This is a genomic window from Ruania rhizosphaerae, assembly GCF_009805705.1.
GTDB lineage: Bacteria > Actinomycetota > Actinomycetes > Actinomycetales > Beutenbergiaceae > Ruania > Ruania rhizosphaerae.
In genome coordinates this window covers 503,067-520,455 of the sequence record NZ_VSMB01000001.1, presented here as the reverse complement: position 1 = coordinate 520,455, position 17,389 = coordinate 503,067, and the positions used below count along the sequence as shown (strand labels likewise).

Genomic DNA, 17,389 nt, shown 5'->3' with positions numbered 1-17,389 from the left:
CGTCTGTCACGAAGTTTCCTTACTCAGACGTCGAGGAAGCGCACGTCGTGGGCATTGCGTTGGATGAACGAACGGCGGGACTCCACGTCTTCACCCATGAGGATGGAGAAGATCTCGTCCGCGGCCGCTGCCTCCCCGATCGTCACCTGACGCAGGGTGCGCGTATCGGGATCCATGGTGGTCTCCCACAGTTCCCGGTAGTCCATCTCACCCAGACCCTTGTATCGCTGGATACCGGTCTCCTTGGGCAGACGCTGGTTCTTCGCCAGACCTTCTGCCAGCATCACGTCGCGCTCCTTGTCGGTGAAGACGTACTGGTGCGGAGCGTTGGTCCACTTGATCCGGTACAGCGGTGGCTGCGCGAGGTAGACATAGCCGCCTTCGATCAGCGGGCGCATGTACCGGAACAGCAGGGTGAGTAGCAGGGTGCAGATGTGCTGGCCGTCCACATCGGCATCGGCCATCAGCACGATCTTGTGATACCGCAGCTTCGAGATGTCGAAGTCCTCGCCGATCCCGGTTCCGAAGGCCGTGATGAGGGCCTGCACCTCCTGGTTACCGAGGGCCTTGTCCACCCGCGCCTTCTCGACGTTGAGGATCTTGCCTCGGATCGGCAGGATCGCCTGCGTCTCCGGGTTCCGGCCCTGAACCGCCGAACCGCCTGCCGAGTCGCCCTCCACGATGAAGACTTCCGAACGCGATGCGTCCCGGGTCGAACAGTCCTTCAGCTTGCCGGGCAAGCCACCGCCCTCGAGGAGACCCTTACGGCGCGTGGCCTCTCGCGCCTTGCGAGCGGCCATCCGCGCTGCCGAAGCCTGGATCGCCTTGCGGATGATGTCCTTCGCCTCGTTCGGATGACGCTCGAGCCAGTCACCGAACTGGTCGAAGACCACCTTCTGCGTGAAGGTACGGGCTTCGGTATTCCCCAGCTTGGTCTTGGTCTGCCCCTCGAACTGCGGCTCACCGAGCTTGATCGAGATGACGGCGGTCAGCCCTTCCCGGATGTCGTCTCCGGTGAGGTTGTCGTCCTTCTCGCGAAGGAGCTTGTTCTCCCGGGCGTACCGGTTCACCAACGTGGTCATCGCCGACCGGAACCCCTCCTCGTGCGTACCGCCCTCAGAGGTATTGATCGTGTTGGCGTAGGTGTGCACGCTCTCGGAGTACGCGCCCGTCCACTGCATGGCGATCTCGAGCGAGATGGTGCGTTCGACGTCCTCGGACTCGAACGAGATCGGCTCCGGGTGCACGAGATCGGACCGCTTGGCTGCGTTCAGGTGCGCGACATAGTCGAGCAGACCGCGGTCGTACTTGTAGCTGATCGACCGGCTGTGATCAGGGTGGTTCTCGTCATCGGAAGCAGCGCCGGCAACTTCGTCGTCGGTGTCGCCGTGGCGCTCATCCGTGAGCGTGATGCGCAGCCCCTTGTTGAGGAAGGCGTACTGCTGCATCCGCGAGCGCAACGTCTCGAAGTCGTAGTCGATGGTCTCGAAGATGCCCGGATCCGCCCAGAAGGTCTGCGTGGTCCCGGTCTCATCTGTCGGCGCAAGGCGCTGCAGCTCACCCAGCGGAGCGCCACCGTCGGAGAACTCCTGACGCCAGTGGTAGCCATCGCGGCTGACCTCGGTCACCACGTGGGTGGAGAGGGCGTTCACGACCGAGATACCCACACCGTGCAGACCACCGGAGACGGCATAGCCGCCGCCACCGAACTTACCGCCGGCGTGCAGCACGGTCATGACCACCTCGACGGTCGGACGACCCTCGGTCGGGTGCATCGCCACCGGGATCCCGCGGCCGTTGTCGATCACACGCACGCCACCATCGGCGAGCAGTGTGATCTGGACGTGGTCGCAGTATCCCGCGAGGGCTTCGTCCACCGCATTGTCGACCACCTCGTAGACCAGGTGGTGCAGTCCGCGTTCCCCCGTGGACCCGATATACATCCCGGGTCGCTTGCGGACTGCTTCGAGCCCTTCCAGAACGGTGATGTTGCCGGCGTCGTAGCCAGTGGATCCGGCGGGGTGTTGCCCGGGTGCTGGCTCAGAAGTCTCGTCAGCCACGTTCGTCTGGCTCTCCTATCGTCATCAGTGCGCCCACCGCACTGCCTCCGGTTGGTGCCGATGCAGGCGGACGCCGGCCCGCGCGCGGTGGAACGGATCCCACAACCCTCAGGCGGTCCGTGTGATTCTACCCCTCACCAGCCCGAACAGACGAATATCCACACGTTTGTCCACAGGACTGTGTCGCTGACCTGACGGCGAGGCCGGCGTTCACTCCGGCAGATCATCCATAGGTGTCACGTGGGCCACGGCCACCAGGTGCGACACGTGGGCCACGGCGCCAGGAGGGCCCCCCGGGACCGAGCACCTGGATCCGGGTGACGACGCCCTCCCCGACCTCCTCGGCCAGACGTCGGTCCAACTGAGGAATGAGCAACCGGATCTGCGTCGCCCATGCCGTGGAATCGGCCCGGACAATCAGCACTCCCTCGTCGAACGTCTCCGGTGTGCAGTGATCGGCGATCTGGTCGCCGACGACCTCCCGCCACCGCCCGACCACACCACCGATGGAAAGCGGCCGGCTCCACCCCAGCTGCCGGGCGAGTGCGTCCAGCGTGTTTCCGAGAGGTGCTGGGTCCCGCCCAGTGCCATGCCCCGGCGCCGATTCGAAGACCACTCCGTCATGACGGCGGAACTTGCGCGGCGTAGCCGTGCCAGGGCGCGCCGTGCGGAGGCCTTTCGCTCGAGCAGCATCGCGTGCCCTGGCCAGCGCGCTACGAGCGGCTTCGTCCTGATCGGGCTCAGCTGCGCCGTCGTTGGGTCCTTCCCCCGGCTGCCGGCCCGGTGCATCGTCAGCGGACACGGGTGGCCACCGATCCCATGACATCGACCCGGGCGCCCTCGAGCTGTTCCGGCACGTCCTCGGCGACGGCCGCGGTGATGAGCACCTGCTCGGCCTTGGCGACCAACTCAGCCAGCCGGTTGCGACGCCGACTGTCGAGCTCGGCAAAGACATCGTCGAGGATCAGCACGGGTTCGCCATCGGAGCGCCAGTCGTCGGCCTTGAGCAACTCATAGCTCGCCAGCCGCAGCGCCAACGCGAGAGACCACGATTCCCCGTGTGAGGCATATCCTTTCGCCGGCAGTCCACCGAGGCGCAGCTCGAGATCGTCACGGTGCGGTCCCACGAGACTGACGCCGCGCTCAATCTCTTTGGGCCGCAGCCGCGACATCGCCTCCAGCAGCTGAGCCTCCACCAGGTCCGCGTTGGTGAGCGCATCCTCTCCGCCAGGTTCGCTGCCCTGATCGGACATCGCCTGCTGAACACTGGCACGGTAGGCGATCTCCGCCTGACTCTGCCCAGAACTCACGCGTTCATACGCGTTCTGCACATGGGGTCGCAGGTCGCGCAGCATCCTGACCCGGGCGGCGGTGAGCTGGGCACCTGCGGCAGCAGCCTTCTCGTCCCACACGTCCAGCGTGCGCAGATCGGCATTGCCACCGCCTCGACGGGCACCCGCAGCCGACTTCAGCAAGGCGTTCCGTTGCCTGACCACCCGCTCATAGTCGGAACGGACACCGGCGAGCTTGGGGCTCAGCAGCACGAGCAACTCATCGACGAAGCGGCGCCGGCCATCCGGATCGCCCTTGACGAGCGACAGATCTTCCGGGGCGAAGACGACAGTTCGGAGCATTCCCAGTAGTTCGCGGGCACGGGGCAACGGCGAACGATTCAGACGTGCCCTGTTCGCCTTGCCGGAGACGAGTTCCAGCTCGAGTACCGAGGTCCGCTCGTCACTGACGACCTTCGCCTGGATGATCGCCCGGGAGGCGCCGTACCGCACAAGTGCCGCATCGGAGGCCACGCGGTGCGAGGAGAACGTGGACAGATACCCGATCGACTCGACGAGATTGGTCTTTCCTTGCCCATTGGGACCGACGAAGGCAGTGATCCCAGGATCCAGGGACAGCAGTGCCTCGCCGTAGGAGCGGAAATCGGTCAGAGCGAGGTCAGAGACGTACATGCCTGTCGATGTCGTGCGATCAGCCGTCTGCCGACGGCTTGGTGGCGTGCCCGCCGAACTGGTTGCGCAACGCGGCAACGGCCTTCATCGCCGGGGAATCTTCCTGGCGGGAATCGAAACGAGCGAAGAGGGCTGCGCTGATCACCGGTGCGGGCACCGCCCGCTGTATGGCTTCCTCCACGGTCCAGCGCCCTTCGCCGGAATCTGCGACATATCCGCGGATGTCGTCCAGGTCCGGATCCTCGTTGAGGGCCTTCACCAAGAGCTCGAGCAGCCATGAGCGCACCACCGTGCCTCGCTGCCAAGCCTCGAAGATGGCGCCGACGTCGGTGATCAGCTCATCCTTGGCGGCGAGGATCTCGTAGCCTTCGGCGTAGGCCTGCATCACGCCGTATTCGATGCCGTTGTGGACCATCTTGGCGTAGTGGCCCGCACCGACCGGTCCGGCGTGGACGAAACCTTCATTCCGGGGTCCATCGGGGCGGAGGTCATCGAAGATGGGCATCAGCGATTCGATGACGTCGTCAGCCCCGCCCACCATGAGGCCGTACCCGTTCTCCTTGCCCCAGATCCCACCGGAGACGCCGGCGTCGACGTACTGGATGCCGGAAGCGCTCAACTCCTCCGCGCGGCGCAGGTCATCGACGTACTTGGAGTTGCCGCCGTCAATGATCACATCGCCGGCTGAGAGCAAGCCGGCGAGTTCGGTGATCACCGCTTCAGTGATCTCGCCGGCCGGCACCATCACCCAGACGACAATGCGTTCCTCGGCGTCGAACGCAGCGACCAGCTCCTCGAGCGAGGCAACATCGCTGACCTCGGGATTGCGGTCATATCCGGTGACGTGATGGCCAGCAGCACGTAGGCGGTCGCGCATGTTGCCGCCCATCTTGCCGAGCCCGACGAGTCCGAGATGCATGCGCGCGCCTTCCCTGCGTGGTGTGTGTGGTGATCAGGCTCCGAACCGGATGGGCATGAGCAGGTAGCGGAACTCCTCGGCGTGATCGGCGCCGTCCGCATCGTCCTGACCGGTCATGACCGCTGGCTTCGACGGATGCGTGAAAGAGAGCCTGACGAAGTCGGTGTTCAACGCGCTCAGTCCGTCCAACAGGTACTGCGGGTTGAACGCCGTGGAGATCTCTTCACCGACGAGGGTGGATTCGAGCACCTCGGTGGCCTGCGCATCGTCACCCTGGCCCGCATCGAGGACGACCTGTCCCTCGCTGAAGGACAGCCGGATCGGTGTGTTGCGCTCGGCAACGAGTGAGACACGCTTGGCGGCCTCAACCAGTTCGTGGGTGCTGGTGATCGTATGCGTCGTTGTCTCGTCAGGGAACAGGCGACGGACCGGGGGGTACTCACCGTCGACGAGAAGTGAGGTGGTGCGGCGGCCGCCGGCTTCGAACCCGATGATGTCGCCCCCATCAGCGAGGGCGATGTCGATGGAACCGGCATTGGAAAGGTTGCGGGCGACGTCGGAGAGCGTGCGAGCGCGGACCAGTGCCACCCGGGAGACCGACGGCGCCGCTGGTGACCAGGTGATCTGCCGCATGGCGAGGCGATAGCGGTCGGTGGCGAGCATGGTGAGCGCATCGCCATCGATCTCGACCCGGACACCGGTGAGCAGCGGCAGAGTCTCGTCCCGACCTGCCGCCATGGTGACCTGCGAGATGGCCTGGGCGAAGGAATCGCCCGCGATGCTGCCGGTGACATCCGGAAGCTCGGGCAGGGACGGGTAGTCCTCAACCGGCATGGTGAGCAGAGTGAAGCGCGACGAGCCGCAGACCACACTGACGCGGTTACCCTCGACGCTGACCTCGACGGGCTTGTTCGGCAACGCCTTGGAAATCTCCGCCAGGAGCCGCCCAGAGACAAGGACGGCGCCCGGTACCTCGACATCGGCGACGACTGCAGAGCGGGCGGAAACCTCGTAGTCGAAGGTCGACAGCACGAGACCAGTGCCATCGGCCTCGAGACGTACACCAGCGAGTACTGGTGACGGCGGCCGGCTCGGCAGGGTGCGCGCGGTCCACGTAACGGCGTCCGCCAGGACGTCTCGCTCCACCCTGAACTTCACGATGTCGGCCTCATTCCTCGTTCATGCGCACTCGGGGTTCCCGAGCATAGTGACTGGCGGTGTCATACGTCCTCGATCATGTGACCGAGAGCTGTACGTCCCGTCTCGACAGTAGACGACACGGGGCACTCCGGGCGACAGGTTGTCATCACTTGGGTGGGGAGATCCACTCGAGGAGGCCTGGAGTGGCCGGATGGGCACTGTTGGTTGTTCACACCCTGATGTCCCAGATAGGTGTCATCTTCGTCATCGGTGTTGTGGACGATGTGGGTAAGCAGCGTTCCCGCAGGTCAGCGGCCGCATGAGGGTGTGGACGGATGCATGAACTACACCTCACAGGGTGACGGGAGGCATGTGGACGCGGCGTACGTGCACAGCGGTCGTCCACGAGATTGATGTCATTCGTCCACCGTGAGGGGGTGGCTATCCACGTCCATCCACAGATTCATCCACATCTGTGCATGGACGCGTCCATCGTCCCTGGTCACAAGGGCTACGCGAACTGTGATGTGGCTCAAGAACGCTGTTGCTGCTTGATGCGGTTGGTGAGTTCGGTGACCTGGTTGAACGTGGATCGTCGCTCGGCCATCTGCTGGCGGATCTTGCGGTTGGCGTGCATCACGGTGGTGTGGTCACGTCCGCCGAACACCTGGCCGATCTTCGGCAACGAGAGTTCGGTGAGCTCGCGGCACAGGTACATCGCGATCTGGCGAGCGTTGACCAGCACCCGGGAGCGATCGGCGCTGCAGAGAGCTTCGATCGTGACTCCGAAGTACGCCGAGGTCTGGGCCATGATGACCGAGGGTGTGATCTCAGCGCCGTCCGTATCGGTGATCAGATCCTTGAGGACCATTTCCGCCAGAGCGAGGTCGACCGTCTGACGGTTGAGGTTGGCGAATGCCGTGACGCGGATGAGAGCGCCTTCGAGCTCGCGGATGTTGGAGGAGATCTTCGAGGCGATGTATTCGAGCACTTCACTGGGCGCTTGGAGGGACTCGGCCCCGGCCTTCTTGCGAAGAATGGCGATTCGAGTCTCGAGGTCCGGCGGCTGGACGTCGGTGATCAGTCCCCACTCGAAGCGGGACCGCATCCGGTCCTCGAACCCGTTCAGGTGCTTGGGCGGCAGGTCAGAGGTGATGACCACCTGCTTGTTGTCGTTATGCAGGGTGTTGAAGGTGTGGAAGAACTCCTCCATCGTCTGTTCCTTGCCCTGCAGGAACTGGATGTCGTCGATGAGGAGGACGTCCACCTCGCGGTATCGCTTCTGGAAAGCCTCCGCCTTGTCATCCCGGATCGAGTTGATGAAGTCGTTCGTGAACTCTTCTGAGTTGACGTAGCGCACCCGGATGCCGGGATAGAGGCTCTTGGCGTAGTGGCCGATCGCGTGCAGCAAGTGCGTCTTACCCAGCCCGGACTGACCGTAGATGAAGAGTGGGTTGTAGGCCTTGGCCGGAGCTTCTGCGACAGCGGTCGCAGCGGCATGTGCGAACCGGTTGCTCGAACCGATCACAAAGGTGTCGAAGGTGTAGTTCGGGTTCAGTCGTGCGTACGGGTCGACACCGGTCGCGTAGTTGTCCGGGCGGTTCTCGGAGCGATAGGTCTCGGATCGTGGCGGGCGCTCGGCGCGCGGCGGATCGGCGATCTGGCTCGGCGGCGGTGGTGTCTCGCGGAGAGTCGGTTCCGGATCCACGCTGGCGGGAGTCTCGGCCGGGACGGCGTCCTCGAGTGACGGATCGACCGTTACCGCCACCCGGACAGTGCGGTCCAGGGCGGTGGTGAGGGCGGCGATGATCGACTCGCGTGCCCGGGTTTCGATGAAGTCCTTGGCGAAATCGCTCGGGACGGCGAGCAGGATGGTCTCGTCGATCACGCCGAGCGGCCTGGTGAGCCGGATGAAGCCCAGTTGCGCTCCGGCCAGATCTCCTCGTTGGCTCAGGATCTCGAAGGCGCGATCCCAGGCTTTGGTGAGGTCGGCTGGATCCACGGGCGACTCGGACACGTGACCCCCTGTGGGACGCAGTTGCTCTCGGACTTCTCGACGGCGTTGATCCACAACTGTATCCACAGTCTGTGTGAAACTCTCCGCTCGAGCACGTACCGCGTCCTGGTGCGAGTTGCGACCGGAGGAGCGTCGTGCTGGAAGTTGTGACTCTAACTGTGTGTGGGCACCTCCCGCTACCGGTTGTCCACAGTTGTGGGTGAAGGTGGGGGTGCTGCAACGACGGTCCTGTCCGCCGTGCGCCGAGCACGCCGTGATGAGGTGTCGCTAGCGTGCGGGCCGGTGGTGATGGTGACGTTCGCCCTGGGGAGGTGGGGCACTGCGATGTGATGGACCTGACGCGGACTCGTTTGACCGCCATGTCAAGGCTCGCGTACCGTAGTGCGGTCGAGTGGATCGAGGTAGGTCCTGGGGATGCCCGGGTCGTACCGGGTCATGGGAAGAGAATTCCCGGCTCGCGGTTCACCAGCGTCTTGCGCCACTGTGGTGGTCGCACACTTCCCGACATCTTTGGAGTCTTCCCGTGAGCAAGCGGACTTTCCAGCCGAACAACCGGCGCCGAGCCAAGGTGCACGGCTTCCGACTGCGTATGCGCACCCGTGCGGGGCGTGCGATCGTGGCGGCACGCCGTCGCAAGGGCCGCTCCGAGCTGACTGCCTGAGACGGGCTGCCGTGCTTCCGGCGCGGCACCGGATGCGTGCGGCCAGCGAGTTCAGCGCGACGATCCGTGCCGGGTCACGCAGCAGTTCCCGCCGCGTGGTCGTGCACTACACCTCAGGATCCACCCGAGCCGAGTCGGCTCGGGTGGGTTTTGTTGTGTCCAAGGCCGTGGGCGGAGCGGTCGAGCGCAACTACGTCAAGCGCCGGTTGCGTGCGGCGATGTGCGAGATGGTGCCGGAGTTGCCCGACGGTAGTCGGGTGGTGGTACGTGCGCTTCCAACGGCCCACGGTGCCGCATTCGTCAGCCTGCGGGATGACTTGTTCGATGCCTTGGCACGAGCGAAGCGTCGCGAGGCCGGGCGATGACGGCGCTGTCCCGCTTCGGTCGTCCGTTCACCACGGTGTTGGTCGGTGTGGTGCGGGGCTATCAGCTCATCGTCTCGCCGTGGTTCGCTCCGACGTGCCGCTATTACCCGAGCTGTTCGGCGTACGCTATCGGGGCGCTACGTAGGCATGGCCCGGTGAAGGGCGTGCTGCTGAGCGCGTGGCGCCTGGTGCGGTGCAACCCGTGGAGTCGCGGCGGTGTGGATCCGGTACCGGAGCAAGGGCGGTGGCGCGTCGTCACGCCGGAGCAGGCGGAGGTTCGTGCCGGGGGCGCCAAGGCCGTACCCTCGACTTCAGACGTTCCCATCCAGCACCCGCATCTGCGGATCTGACCAGGAGAGACCCCGGAGTTCATGGACTTCTTCGACACTGTGCTGTGGCCACTCATGGTCGCAGTGGCCTGGATCATGGTGCGTGCGCACGATGTGCTCACGTTCATCGGCATGGACCCGGCCGGAGGCTGGACCTGGCTGCTCTCGATCGTCGCGCTTGTGATCGTGATCCGGATCCTGTTGATTCCGTTGTTCGTGCGCCAGATCAAGGCATCACGCGGGATGCAAATGGTGCAGCCCGAGATCCAGAAGCTGCAGAAGAAGTACAAGGGCAAGACGGATCCGGCGTCGCGTCAGGCCATGCAGCAGGAGATGATGGCCATCTACCGCGAGGCGGGAACGTCGCCGTTCGCATCCTGTCTGCCGATCTTGGCGCAGATGCCGATCTTCTTCTCGCTCTACCGTGTGCTGATCTCACTGTCGACGCTGGCCACGGGGAACTACCAGCGTGCGGACAGCATCGGCCCGTTGACGCAGGCACTCGCGCAGCAGGCGGAAGGGTCGGAGATCTTCGGGGCGTCCCTATCCTCGACCTTCATGGACGACGGTGCCACGTGGTCCGTGCGAGTGGTGACCGCCGTTCTCATCCTGTTGATGAGCGCGACGACGTTGTTCACTCAGCGTCAGCTGACGATGAAGAACATGCCTGCCTCGGCGCTCGACAATCCGATGGCGCGTCAGCAGCGGATGTTGATGTACATCTTCCCGCTGATCTTTGTCTTCGTCGGTGTGAACTTCCCGATCGGTGTCCTCATTTACTGGTCCACCTCGAACCTGTGGACGATGGGACAGCAGTTCTTCGTCATCCGAAACTCTCCGGCACCAGGATCTGAAGCAGAGAAGAAGTACCTGGAGCGTAAGGCCAAGCGCGCGAAGCGGCGCGGGCGCTCGCTCGAGGACTCCGATCATGAGGTACCGGAGGTGGAGAGTTCTGAGGAGGAGCAGGCAGGTGGTCAGCGCCATCAGCCGAAGCGGAACACACCACGGTCGAAGCGGAAACCTGGCAGCAGCGACGGTCCGACGTCGCCGGAGCCGAACGAGAACTAAGCGGTGAGCCGTCGTGCTGCGGCTCTGGAGAGAGGCTGAACTGATGAACGATATGTCGGTGACAACGGAAGATCGATCCGTCCTCGAAGAGGAGGGCGAGATCGCTGCCGACTATCTGGAAGAGCTTCTCGATATCGCTGACCTGGATGGGGATATCGACATCGACGTTGATCATGACCGGCCGGCGTTGGCGGTCGTGGCCGAGGAGGACTCGGACGGTCTGCGGCCCCTCGTGGGGAAGAAGGGGGAGGTCTTGGAGGCGTTGCAGGAGCTCACTCGTCTCGCCGTCCAGACAAAGACCGGCAACCGTAGCCGGCTGATGCTCGATGTGGCTGGCTACCGTCAGGAGCGAAAGGCAGTCCTGACGTCTTTGGCGGAGCAGGCGATCGAGAAGGCCAAGTCTGACGGCGAGGACGTGGCTCTCGCAGCGATGAACCCGTTCGAACGAAAGATCGTTCACGATGTCGTGGCCGCTGCAGGCTTGGTGAGTGATTCGGAAGGCGTAGAGCCGAACCGGCACGTCGTGGTCCGCGCCGGATCGTGAGCCGCACGTGACGGAAGAGTTGGAGTCCGTTGCCGTCGATGATGCGCGCAGCAGAGAGATCTTGGGCCTGGCGTGGGGCGCGGTAGCGCACTTCGCGGAGATGCTGGCGGATCAGGGAGAGTTGCGTGGACTCATCGGTCCGCGTGAGTTGCCGCGGCTGTGGACGCGTCATGTGCTCAATTCCGCTGTCGTAGAACGCTTTCTTCCGGTGGAAGGATCGCTGGCGGATGTCGGGAGTGGAGCAGGTCTGCCGGGCGTGGTCTTGGCTGCAATGCGGCCTGAGCTCGAGGTGCACCTCATCGAACCAATGGAGCGGCGGGTCAACTGGCTGACGGAGGTGCGCGAGGAGCTGGATCTCGACAATGTCGAGATTCACCATTGCCGGGCGGAAGAGTTGCACGGCAAGCTGACGGTGACTGCAGTAACGGCGCGTGCGGTGGCTGCTCTGGACAAGTTGGCCCGCATGACGATGCCGCTGGTGAAGCCCGGAGGTGTGCTGCTGGCGCAGAAGGGGCGACGCGCAGAGGATGAGGTGACGCAGGCGCAGAACGTGCTGGCGCGCCTCGGCGGTGATCGGGTGACCGTCCACGAGGTCGACCTTCTGGGTGACGGTGAGGTCACCAGAGTCGTGAAGGTTGTTCGACAGTAGAACGGTTGTTCTAGTAGTTCCGAGGGCCGTTCCGATGTACGCGGTGCACCCGGACCAGGGGGGTGCTGTCGTGTGGAGATCTCTCGTGGCGGGCGCTGATGGGGTGGACCTGTCATGGAGAAGCGGATCGCTGTGAACGTCGGCGTGTTGTGGGCTGCGGTGATCGTGACTCGATGAGTGAGCCGCCGGGCTGTGATGTTTCACGTGGAACCAGTCCCACACCCTTCGGTTCGCTCGCCGGGTCCATTCCCCATCTTGGCGAAGTATGTGGGGCGATGGGGCGATGGCGCGGTCACAGTCGGTTGTGAGGAGTCGCGTAGATCGCCGGCGATGGCACGACGTCGGCGTCGTGGAATGAAGTGGCCGAACTGCCGGTCGTGCTGAGCGCCACCGCGAGGGCGCCATCCCTCCGGATGCAATGGTGAGTTCGGATAGGCGCCACCACAGCGAGCGTCCTATTCGAAGCGGAACGAGGCTGCCATGCAGGTCTGGAACTGTAGCACTCGTTGCCTAGGCCGCGGCGATGCCGGCGCAGCCGTCGGATGGTGAGTGAGCGCACCCGGGGACTCTGTGGTTGCGGCGATACTCGGTACCGATCGGGCTGAGTTGTCAGCCCGGCTCCATGTGGCGGGGACGCTGTACGGATTGGTGCTGCGTGGTCGTGGTCGTGGGGACGTGGGGACGTTCGGTGGGAGTGTGAGCGCGCTGAAGGTCGGTGGCCGAGGGATGGGCAGCGGAGGTGCAGGGGATGAAGCGGGCGCGAGTTCCGTCGGCACGAACATCAACGCGCAGGGTGCTGCGCGACCGAAGTGAGCTCACCGAGGGTCCTTTCGTTGGCCAGCACGTGTCAGCCCGTCTGGCTGCGAGCGGTGGATCTCGGTATGCGATCGCGGTCAGGGCTGACGAGAGCGTGCCGACGGACTCCCCCGGGCACTGCCGCTGGACTGTGGAGCGAAGGCCGTCACGACGAGCAACGGGTGCTGGCGGGAGCCATCTGGATGTATGTCGCCGGCCGTGGTGCCTTGCGCTTCCCTATGGGATGTAGTGCCTGTCCGTCTGTCGCAGGCCATTGGCGAATGTCGGGATGTCACGTTTCACGTGGAACATGACGAGCGCTGGCACTGGCCATCAGTGGGGGACGCGGTGTGTCCGACCAGGATCCGCGATGCCCCGTACTGGAGGGTGGTGCGCGGTGACGCGTGGGCGTAGGTAGAGCGGCGGCACACCCGCTGCTCGTCCTGACGGCAGTTGAGCAGCGGCGGGAGAACTCGACTGGGCGTACGTTGATACATCTGGTCGGGTGTGTGCCTTCGCGTGCTTGGCCGAGTATCTGGTCGAGCGTGCTTGGCTGAGGTTGGCGCCTGGTCCGATGGTGGTCCTCAGAGTGACGCTGGCGGGCATCGCGCCGCGTTCATGTGTTTCACGTGGAACGTGATCGCTGTGCTCGATCCTTCGAGCTGAGGGTTGACGCAGCGGAATTCGCGGTGAAGGAGGTACCTATCTGTCTCCGTTGTCGCTGATGATGCTGAGGTATGGGCAGCGCCTGTAGATGTCGACGGGAGGTGCTACTCGAGGTACCACCGCGACCGGAGCGCTACGAGCGGAACTCATGCAGTGGGCCGGTCGCTTCCAGGGCCGCCGCTAGGGGCCTGTCCGGTTGACGTGGCGTCGTTTGAGCGACGAGCGGCCGACAGACGCGCTCGACCGCTCGGAGCCGCTGGATCGGGTGGGGCCGGCAAGAGCCGGGACGAGCTTTTGAGGAGGGCGTGGCCGTTGCCAGGGCGGATGGTGACGCGGCGCTAACGTGAGTGTTTCACGTGGAACATGAATCTGAGTCCATCGCATCCTTCTTCTGGTCGATGGTGGACTCACGGCCACGATAGCGAGCGCTGGCAGAAGATGGTGCGCACGGAAGTGATGGCGGTAGCGTCCAGCTCGTCGCGCGATGGCTCGGATGCGCCCGCGACGACTATAAGGGTGGATCGACGTTTCACGTGGAACCAGAGCCGGTATGCATTCCTGCGCGTCGAGCAGATGGTGGACGCCATATGTGATGCGGGAGCTCGCTACTGGTGTGGAGCGGCAAGGCACCGCTGCGGCGGCGCCTGGCTCCGTGCCCATGTGTGCAAGGGGTATTGCCCTCGCGGCTCGCAGCATGAGGTCAGCGGGCGGCTGATCTCGGCAAGTGTTTCACGTGGAACTGCGGGGGCAATCGATGCGGAACGACAGGTGGTACCGACGTGCGATGCATGTCGGATCGATCGGTTGGAGTTCGGCGTGTGGAGAAGCTGCGCTGAGCGGTGCGGAGTAGCGCAGACGCTCACAGGTATGGAGCTCGGAATCCTGGAACGGGAAGGGGACTGTCCGTCATCAGCACATTGCATGGCGCTCCGCTGAGCGTGTCGGACAGCGAACGATCGTGGGGCTCGCTGAGGCAAGGTGGCAGGGCGGCTTGCGGCATGATTCGGGACTCTTGCGGCCCGTATGGGCGGTGCGCTCCGTCACCCGTCTTGAGCGAACCGGTACGCGACGTTCGGACGCTGCGTTTCAGCGGATCCGCACCAACCTTCAGCATGAGAGTGCAGATGTGGCCAGAGTGATGAACTGGGTCGGGCTGCGGCGGTCCTGTTCAAGGCAGCATCGCGCCGGCGACCGCGGTGGTCAACTTCCTGGACTGCGGGTGTGTGCGGAGCTCATGACACTCAGCCATCTGCTGCTGCACCGTGTACCGCCCCTCGGCACGAGTTGTTTCACGTGGAACAGGTGCGGTACCTGTCGCTTGGACAACTCACGTCGTTCCAGTCCTTGCACGCGGCACATCCCTTGTCCCGGCGGTTCCACGTGAAACGCACCGCGATCCCCCCCGGGTGGCTCTGTGGATGAAACCGCTACGTGAAGTGCTTCCAGGAGGCATATCCACATCGTGGCCGACCTACGGGACCACAACTATCCACGGATCGCCCTTCTGCTGTGTGGATAACTCCGGGCGGGTCGAACGATACAAACTGTTGCAATCCCGCCGGTTCCGCTGAAGCACCACGGGATTGGGCCGGTTACGAGCGACCCCATCTGAAGTTATCCACAGCTAGCGCGGCGAAGTGCACAGAAGGCGGCGCCGGTCCACATCCGTCGCCAGCATGTCCACAGCTCGCCTGTGGATATCTCTTCGGCGGGTCGTCCGAGTGAGACATGACGCAGATGCCGTCCGCCGGGAGCCGGTGGGACGTCTACTCTTGGAGTGCACCCACCATCGGAGGAACACGAAAGTGGATCAGGACGACGTTGCCGCTGGATCGCGGCCCTTCGCCGATGTGACGAAGCCGCTCTCACCAGACGAAGAGCACCGCCTCGCCCTCATCGACGCGATCCCGGTCATGGACGACACGACGCCCCTCGCGGCGCAGCTGGCGGAGGACGCACGACGTCGTATCGAACTCACCGGCCAGAAGTTTCCACCGCCACTGCAGACGCGGGTCTTCACTGTCGCCAACCAGAAGGGCGGGGTGGGGAAGACGACCACCTCAGTGAATCTGGCCGCAGCGCTGGCGCAGTCGGGTTTGCGGGTCTTGGTCATCGACAACGATCCACAGGGCAATGCCTCCACGGCGCTCGGTATCGAACACCACGCCGGTGTTCCTTCGACCTACGACGTGCTGATCAACGATATGCCGCTGGAGGAGGCGATCCAGGAGTCTGACGTGATCCCCGGGCTCTACTGCGCCCCCGCGACGATCGACCTCTCCGGCGCCGAGATCGAGCTCGTCTCCCTGGTGGCCCGGGAGAATCGTCTTCGTAACGCGCTCGCTACGTACCTCAAAGCCAGGTCCCGCCGCGGTGAGCCTCGGATCGACTATGTCTTCGTCGACTGCCCACCCAGCCTCGGCCTGCTCACCGTCAATGCTTTCGTGACGGCACGCGAGGTCATTATCCCCATCCAGTGTGAGTACTACGCGCTGGAGGGCCTGAGCCAGCTGCTCAATAACATCAATCTGATCCGCTCACACCTGAATCCTGCACTGCACGTCTCCACCATCCTGCTCACCATGTACGACGCCAGGACGAATCTTGCTCAGCAGGTGGCCGAAGAGGTGCGCGAGCACTTCCCGGACCAGACGCTGCGCACGGCGATCCCGCGGTCGGTACGGATCTCCGAAGCGCCCTCGTACGGTCAGACGGTTCTGACCTACGATGGCGGTTCCACGGGCGCCCTTGCCTATCTGGAAGCTGCACGCGAGATCGCCCAGCGCGGGCTGCAGCCGCTTGAGGATTACGCCCACGCCGGCACACACCAGAGCGCCGGGGCCCGAACCGAAGGAGACCAAGGATGACGGAGCGACGCCGCGGACTGGGGCGCGGATTGGGCGCGCTCATCCCCACCGGAGCCCCTGGTGGCGGGCAGCGTCCTGTGGACGTCTTCTTCCCTGAGCAAGAGAAGCAGACGGCAGACGAGACCGACACCGCCGATGCGGCGGCGGCATCCGCCGAGCCGGCGACAGTAAACGACGCGCCACCGAGCGCGAGCGAGCGTCTCCTTGCCGAACTGGAGGAACAGTCGCCCGCTCCAGCCGCTGAGACAGGTGCCACCGGCACGAAGTCCGCGCCCGGCGCCGCGGGCACCACGCAGACCGGCATTGGGCACACGCCAGGAGCCGCCCCGCAGTTGGACTCGAACGGGATCGCGGGTGCGAGATCGACGCCGCGTTCGACCGACGCAGCGTCCGGCTCCGGGGAAGAGTCATCCCCCGATGGGGGAGCCGCGGATCCCGATGGCCTCGTGGCCGTCCCGGGCGCCCGATTCGCTGAGGTGCCGATTGAGGCGATCGCTCCCAACGCTCTCCAGCCGCGGCAGGTTTTCGACGACGACGAGTTGAACGAGCTGGCGAGCTCGATCCGGGAGGTCGGCGTCCTGCAGCCGGTGGTCGTGCGGCCGTCCGGCGCGGACGCGGACGGCTTCGCCACCTATGAACTCATCATGGGTGAGCGGCGCTGGCGCGCCTCACGCATCGCCGGCCAGGCGACAGTGCCGGCCATCATCCGGGACACGGCGCAGGACGACATGCTGCGGGACGCGCTCCTGGAGAACCTCCACCGTGTCCAGCTCAATCCGCTCGAGGAGGCAGCCGCCTATCAGCAGCTCCTCGACGACTTCGACTGCACACACGATGAGCTCGCCACTCGGATCGCACGGTCACGACCGCAGATCAGCAACACGCTCCGGCTCCTCAAGTTGCCCCCGCTCGTCCAACGACGTGTGGCCGCGGGCGTTCTCAGCGCCGGACATGCTCGCGCACTGCTCGGACTCCCCGACGGCGCCGCGATGGAGCGCCTTGCTCAGCGGATTGTTGCTGAGGGTCTGAGCGTGAGGGCTACCGAGGAGATCGTCACCCTGGGCGAGGATCCGCTGCAGCCCGAGATGCGTCGTCGACCCCGCGCAGGGGCGCACTCAGCCGCTCTGGGTGAGTTGGCCTCCCGCCTTTCAGATCGCCTCGACACCAAGGTCAAAGTCAATCTTGGGCAAAGGAAGGGTCACGTGAGCATCGAGTTCGCGAGCGTGCAGGATCTCAACCGCATCCTCGGCGTACTCGACCCGAACGACCCTGGAGTGCTCCGCGAGGACGGGTCAGTGGCCGAAGCCGAGTAACGGAGCGAGCCGGCTCCACTCCGGGACGGTCG

Annotated in this window: 13 protein-coding genes and 1 pseudogene; 8 read left to right on the top strand and 6 right to left on the bottom strand. The window is 64.6% G+C overall.

The features are described from left to right. Positions 1 to 23: 23 nt before the first annotated feature. From gyrB to dnaA, 6 genes and pseudogenes are all read right to left on the bottom strand, one after another. Positions 24 to 2,060, bottom strand: a complete 2,037-nt coding sequence (gene gyrB / locus FV560_RS02200) for a DNA topoisomerase (ATP-hydrolyzing) subunit B (protein WP_159618801.1) — start codon at positions 2,058 to 2,060, stop codon at positions 24 to 26. Positions 2,061 to 2,283: 223 nt separating this feature from the next. Next, positions 2,284 to 2,862 carry a DciA family protein gene (locus tag FV560_RS02195; protein WP_235019865.1) on the bottom strand — a complete coding sequence of 193 codons (579 nt, stop codon included), beginning with the start codon at positions 2,860 to 2,862 and terminating at the stop codon, positions 2,284 to 2,286. Beyond that, a complete protein-coding gene (gene recF / locus FV560_RS02190; RefSeq protein ID WP_159618797.1) occupies positions 2,852 to 4,024 on the bottom strand; it encodes a DNA replication/repair protein RecF in 1,173 nt (390 codons plus the stop codon). The genes FV560_RS02195 and recF overlap by 11 nt, the downstream gene beginning before the upstream one ends. Before the next feature lie 19 nt (positions 4,025 to 4,043). Then, a pseudogene (gnd, locus tag FV560_RS02185) lies at positions 4,044 to 4,949 on the bottom strand (phosphogluconate dehydrogenase (NAD(+)-dependent, decarboxylating)); the annotation flags it as partial. Positions 4,950 to 4,976: 27 nt separating this feature from the next. Further along, entirely contained in the window at positions 4,977 to 6,101 is a 1,125-nt protein-coding gene (dnaN, locus tag FV560_RS02180) for a DNA polymerase III subunit beta (RefSeq protein ID WP_159618793.1), read from the bottom strand. A gap of 514 nt (positions 6,102 to 6,615) precedes the next feature. Beyond that, entirely contained in the window at positions 6,616 to 7,971 is a 1,356-nt protein-coding gene (gene dnaA / locus FV560_RS02175; RefSeq protein WP_420853343.1) for a chromosomal replication initiator protein DnaA, read from the bottom strand. 652 nt (positions 7,972 to 8,623) lie between these two features. Between dnaA and rpmH the strand changes: the two genes are divergently transcribed. From rpmH to FV560_RS02135, 8 genes are all read left to right on the top strand, one after another. Continuing rightward, positions 8,624 to 8,761 (top strand): 50S ribosomal protein L34, encoded by a 138-nt coding sequence (gene rpmH / locus FV560_RS02170; RefSeq protein ID WP_159618791.1) that lies wholly within the window; start codon positions 8,624 to 8,626, stop codon positions 8,759 to 8,761. Positions 8,762 to 8,772: 11 nt separating this feature from the next. Continuing rightward, the gene (gene rnpA / locus FV560_RS02165; RefSeq protein WP_159618789.1) at positions 8,773 to 9,126 is read left to right on the top strand and encodes a ribonuclease P protein component; all 354 of its coding nucleotides are present in this window, start codon (positions 8,773 to 8,775) and stop codon (positions 9,124 to 9,126) included. Further along, positions 9,123 to 9,476, top strand: coding sequence for a membrane protein insertion efficiency factor YidD (gene yidD / locus FV560_RS02160; RefSeq protein ID WP_159618787.1), 354 nt, complete (start codon positions 9,123 to 9,125; stop codon positions 9,474 to 9,476). Before rnpA ends, yidD begins: the two co-directional genes overlap by 4 nt. Positions 9,477 to 9,497: 21 nt before the next feature. Then, on the top strand, positions 9,498 to 10,523 hold the full coding sequence (yidC, locus tag FV560_RS02155) for a membrane protein insertase YidC (protein WP_159618785.1): 1,026 nt from the start codon (positions 9,498 to 9,500) through the stop codon (positions 10,521 to 10,523). Between the two features lie 52 nt (positions 10,524 to 10,575). Continuing rightward, positions 10,576 to 11,067 carry a Jag family protein gene (locus FV560_RS02150; RefSeq protein ID WP_159619378.1) on the top strand — a complete coding sequence of 164 codons (492 nt, stop codon included), beginning with the start codon at positions 10,576 to 10,578 and terminating at the stop codon, positions 11,065 to 11,067. A 7-nt stretch (positions 11,068 to 11,074) separates the two neighbouring features. Continuing rightward, positions 11,075 to 11,716, top strand: coding sequence for a 16S rRNA (guanine(527)-N(7))-methyltransferase RsmG (gene rsmG, locus FV560_RS02145; protein ID WP_159618783.1), 642 nt, complete (start codon positions 11,075 to 11,077; stop codon positions 11,714 to 11,716). 3,374 nt (positions 11,717 to 15,090) lie between these two features. Continuing rightward, on the top strand, positions 15,091 to 16,044 hold the full coding sequence (locus FV560_RS02140; protein WP_159619376.1) for a ParA family protein: 954 nt from the start codon (positions 15,091 to 15,093) through the stop codon (positions 16,042 to 16,044). Continuing rightward, positions 16,041 to 17,357: a ParB/RepB/Spo0J family partition protein gene (locus FV560_RS02135; RefSeq protein WP_159618781.1), complete on the top strand. Its 1,317-nt coding sequence runs from the start codon at positions 16,041 to 16,043 to the stop codon at positions 17,355 to 17,357. The genes FV560_RS02140 and FV560_RS02135 overlap by 4 nt, the downstream gene beginning before the upstream one ends. The last annotated feature ends 32 nt before the right edge of the window (positions 17,358 to 17,389 follow it).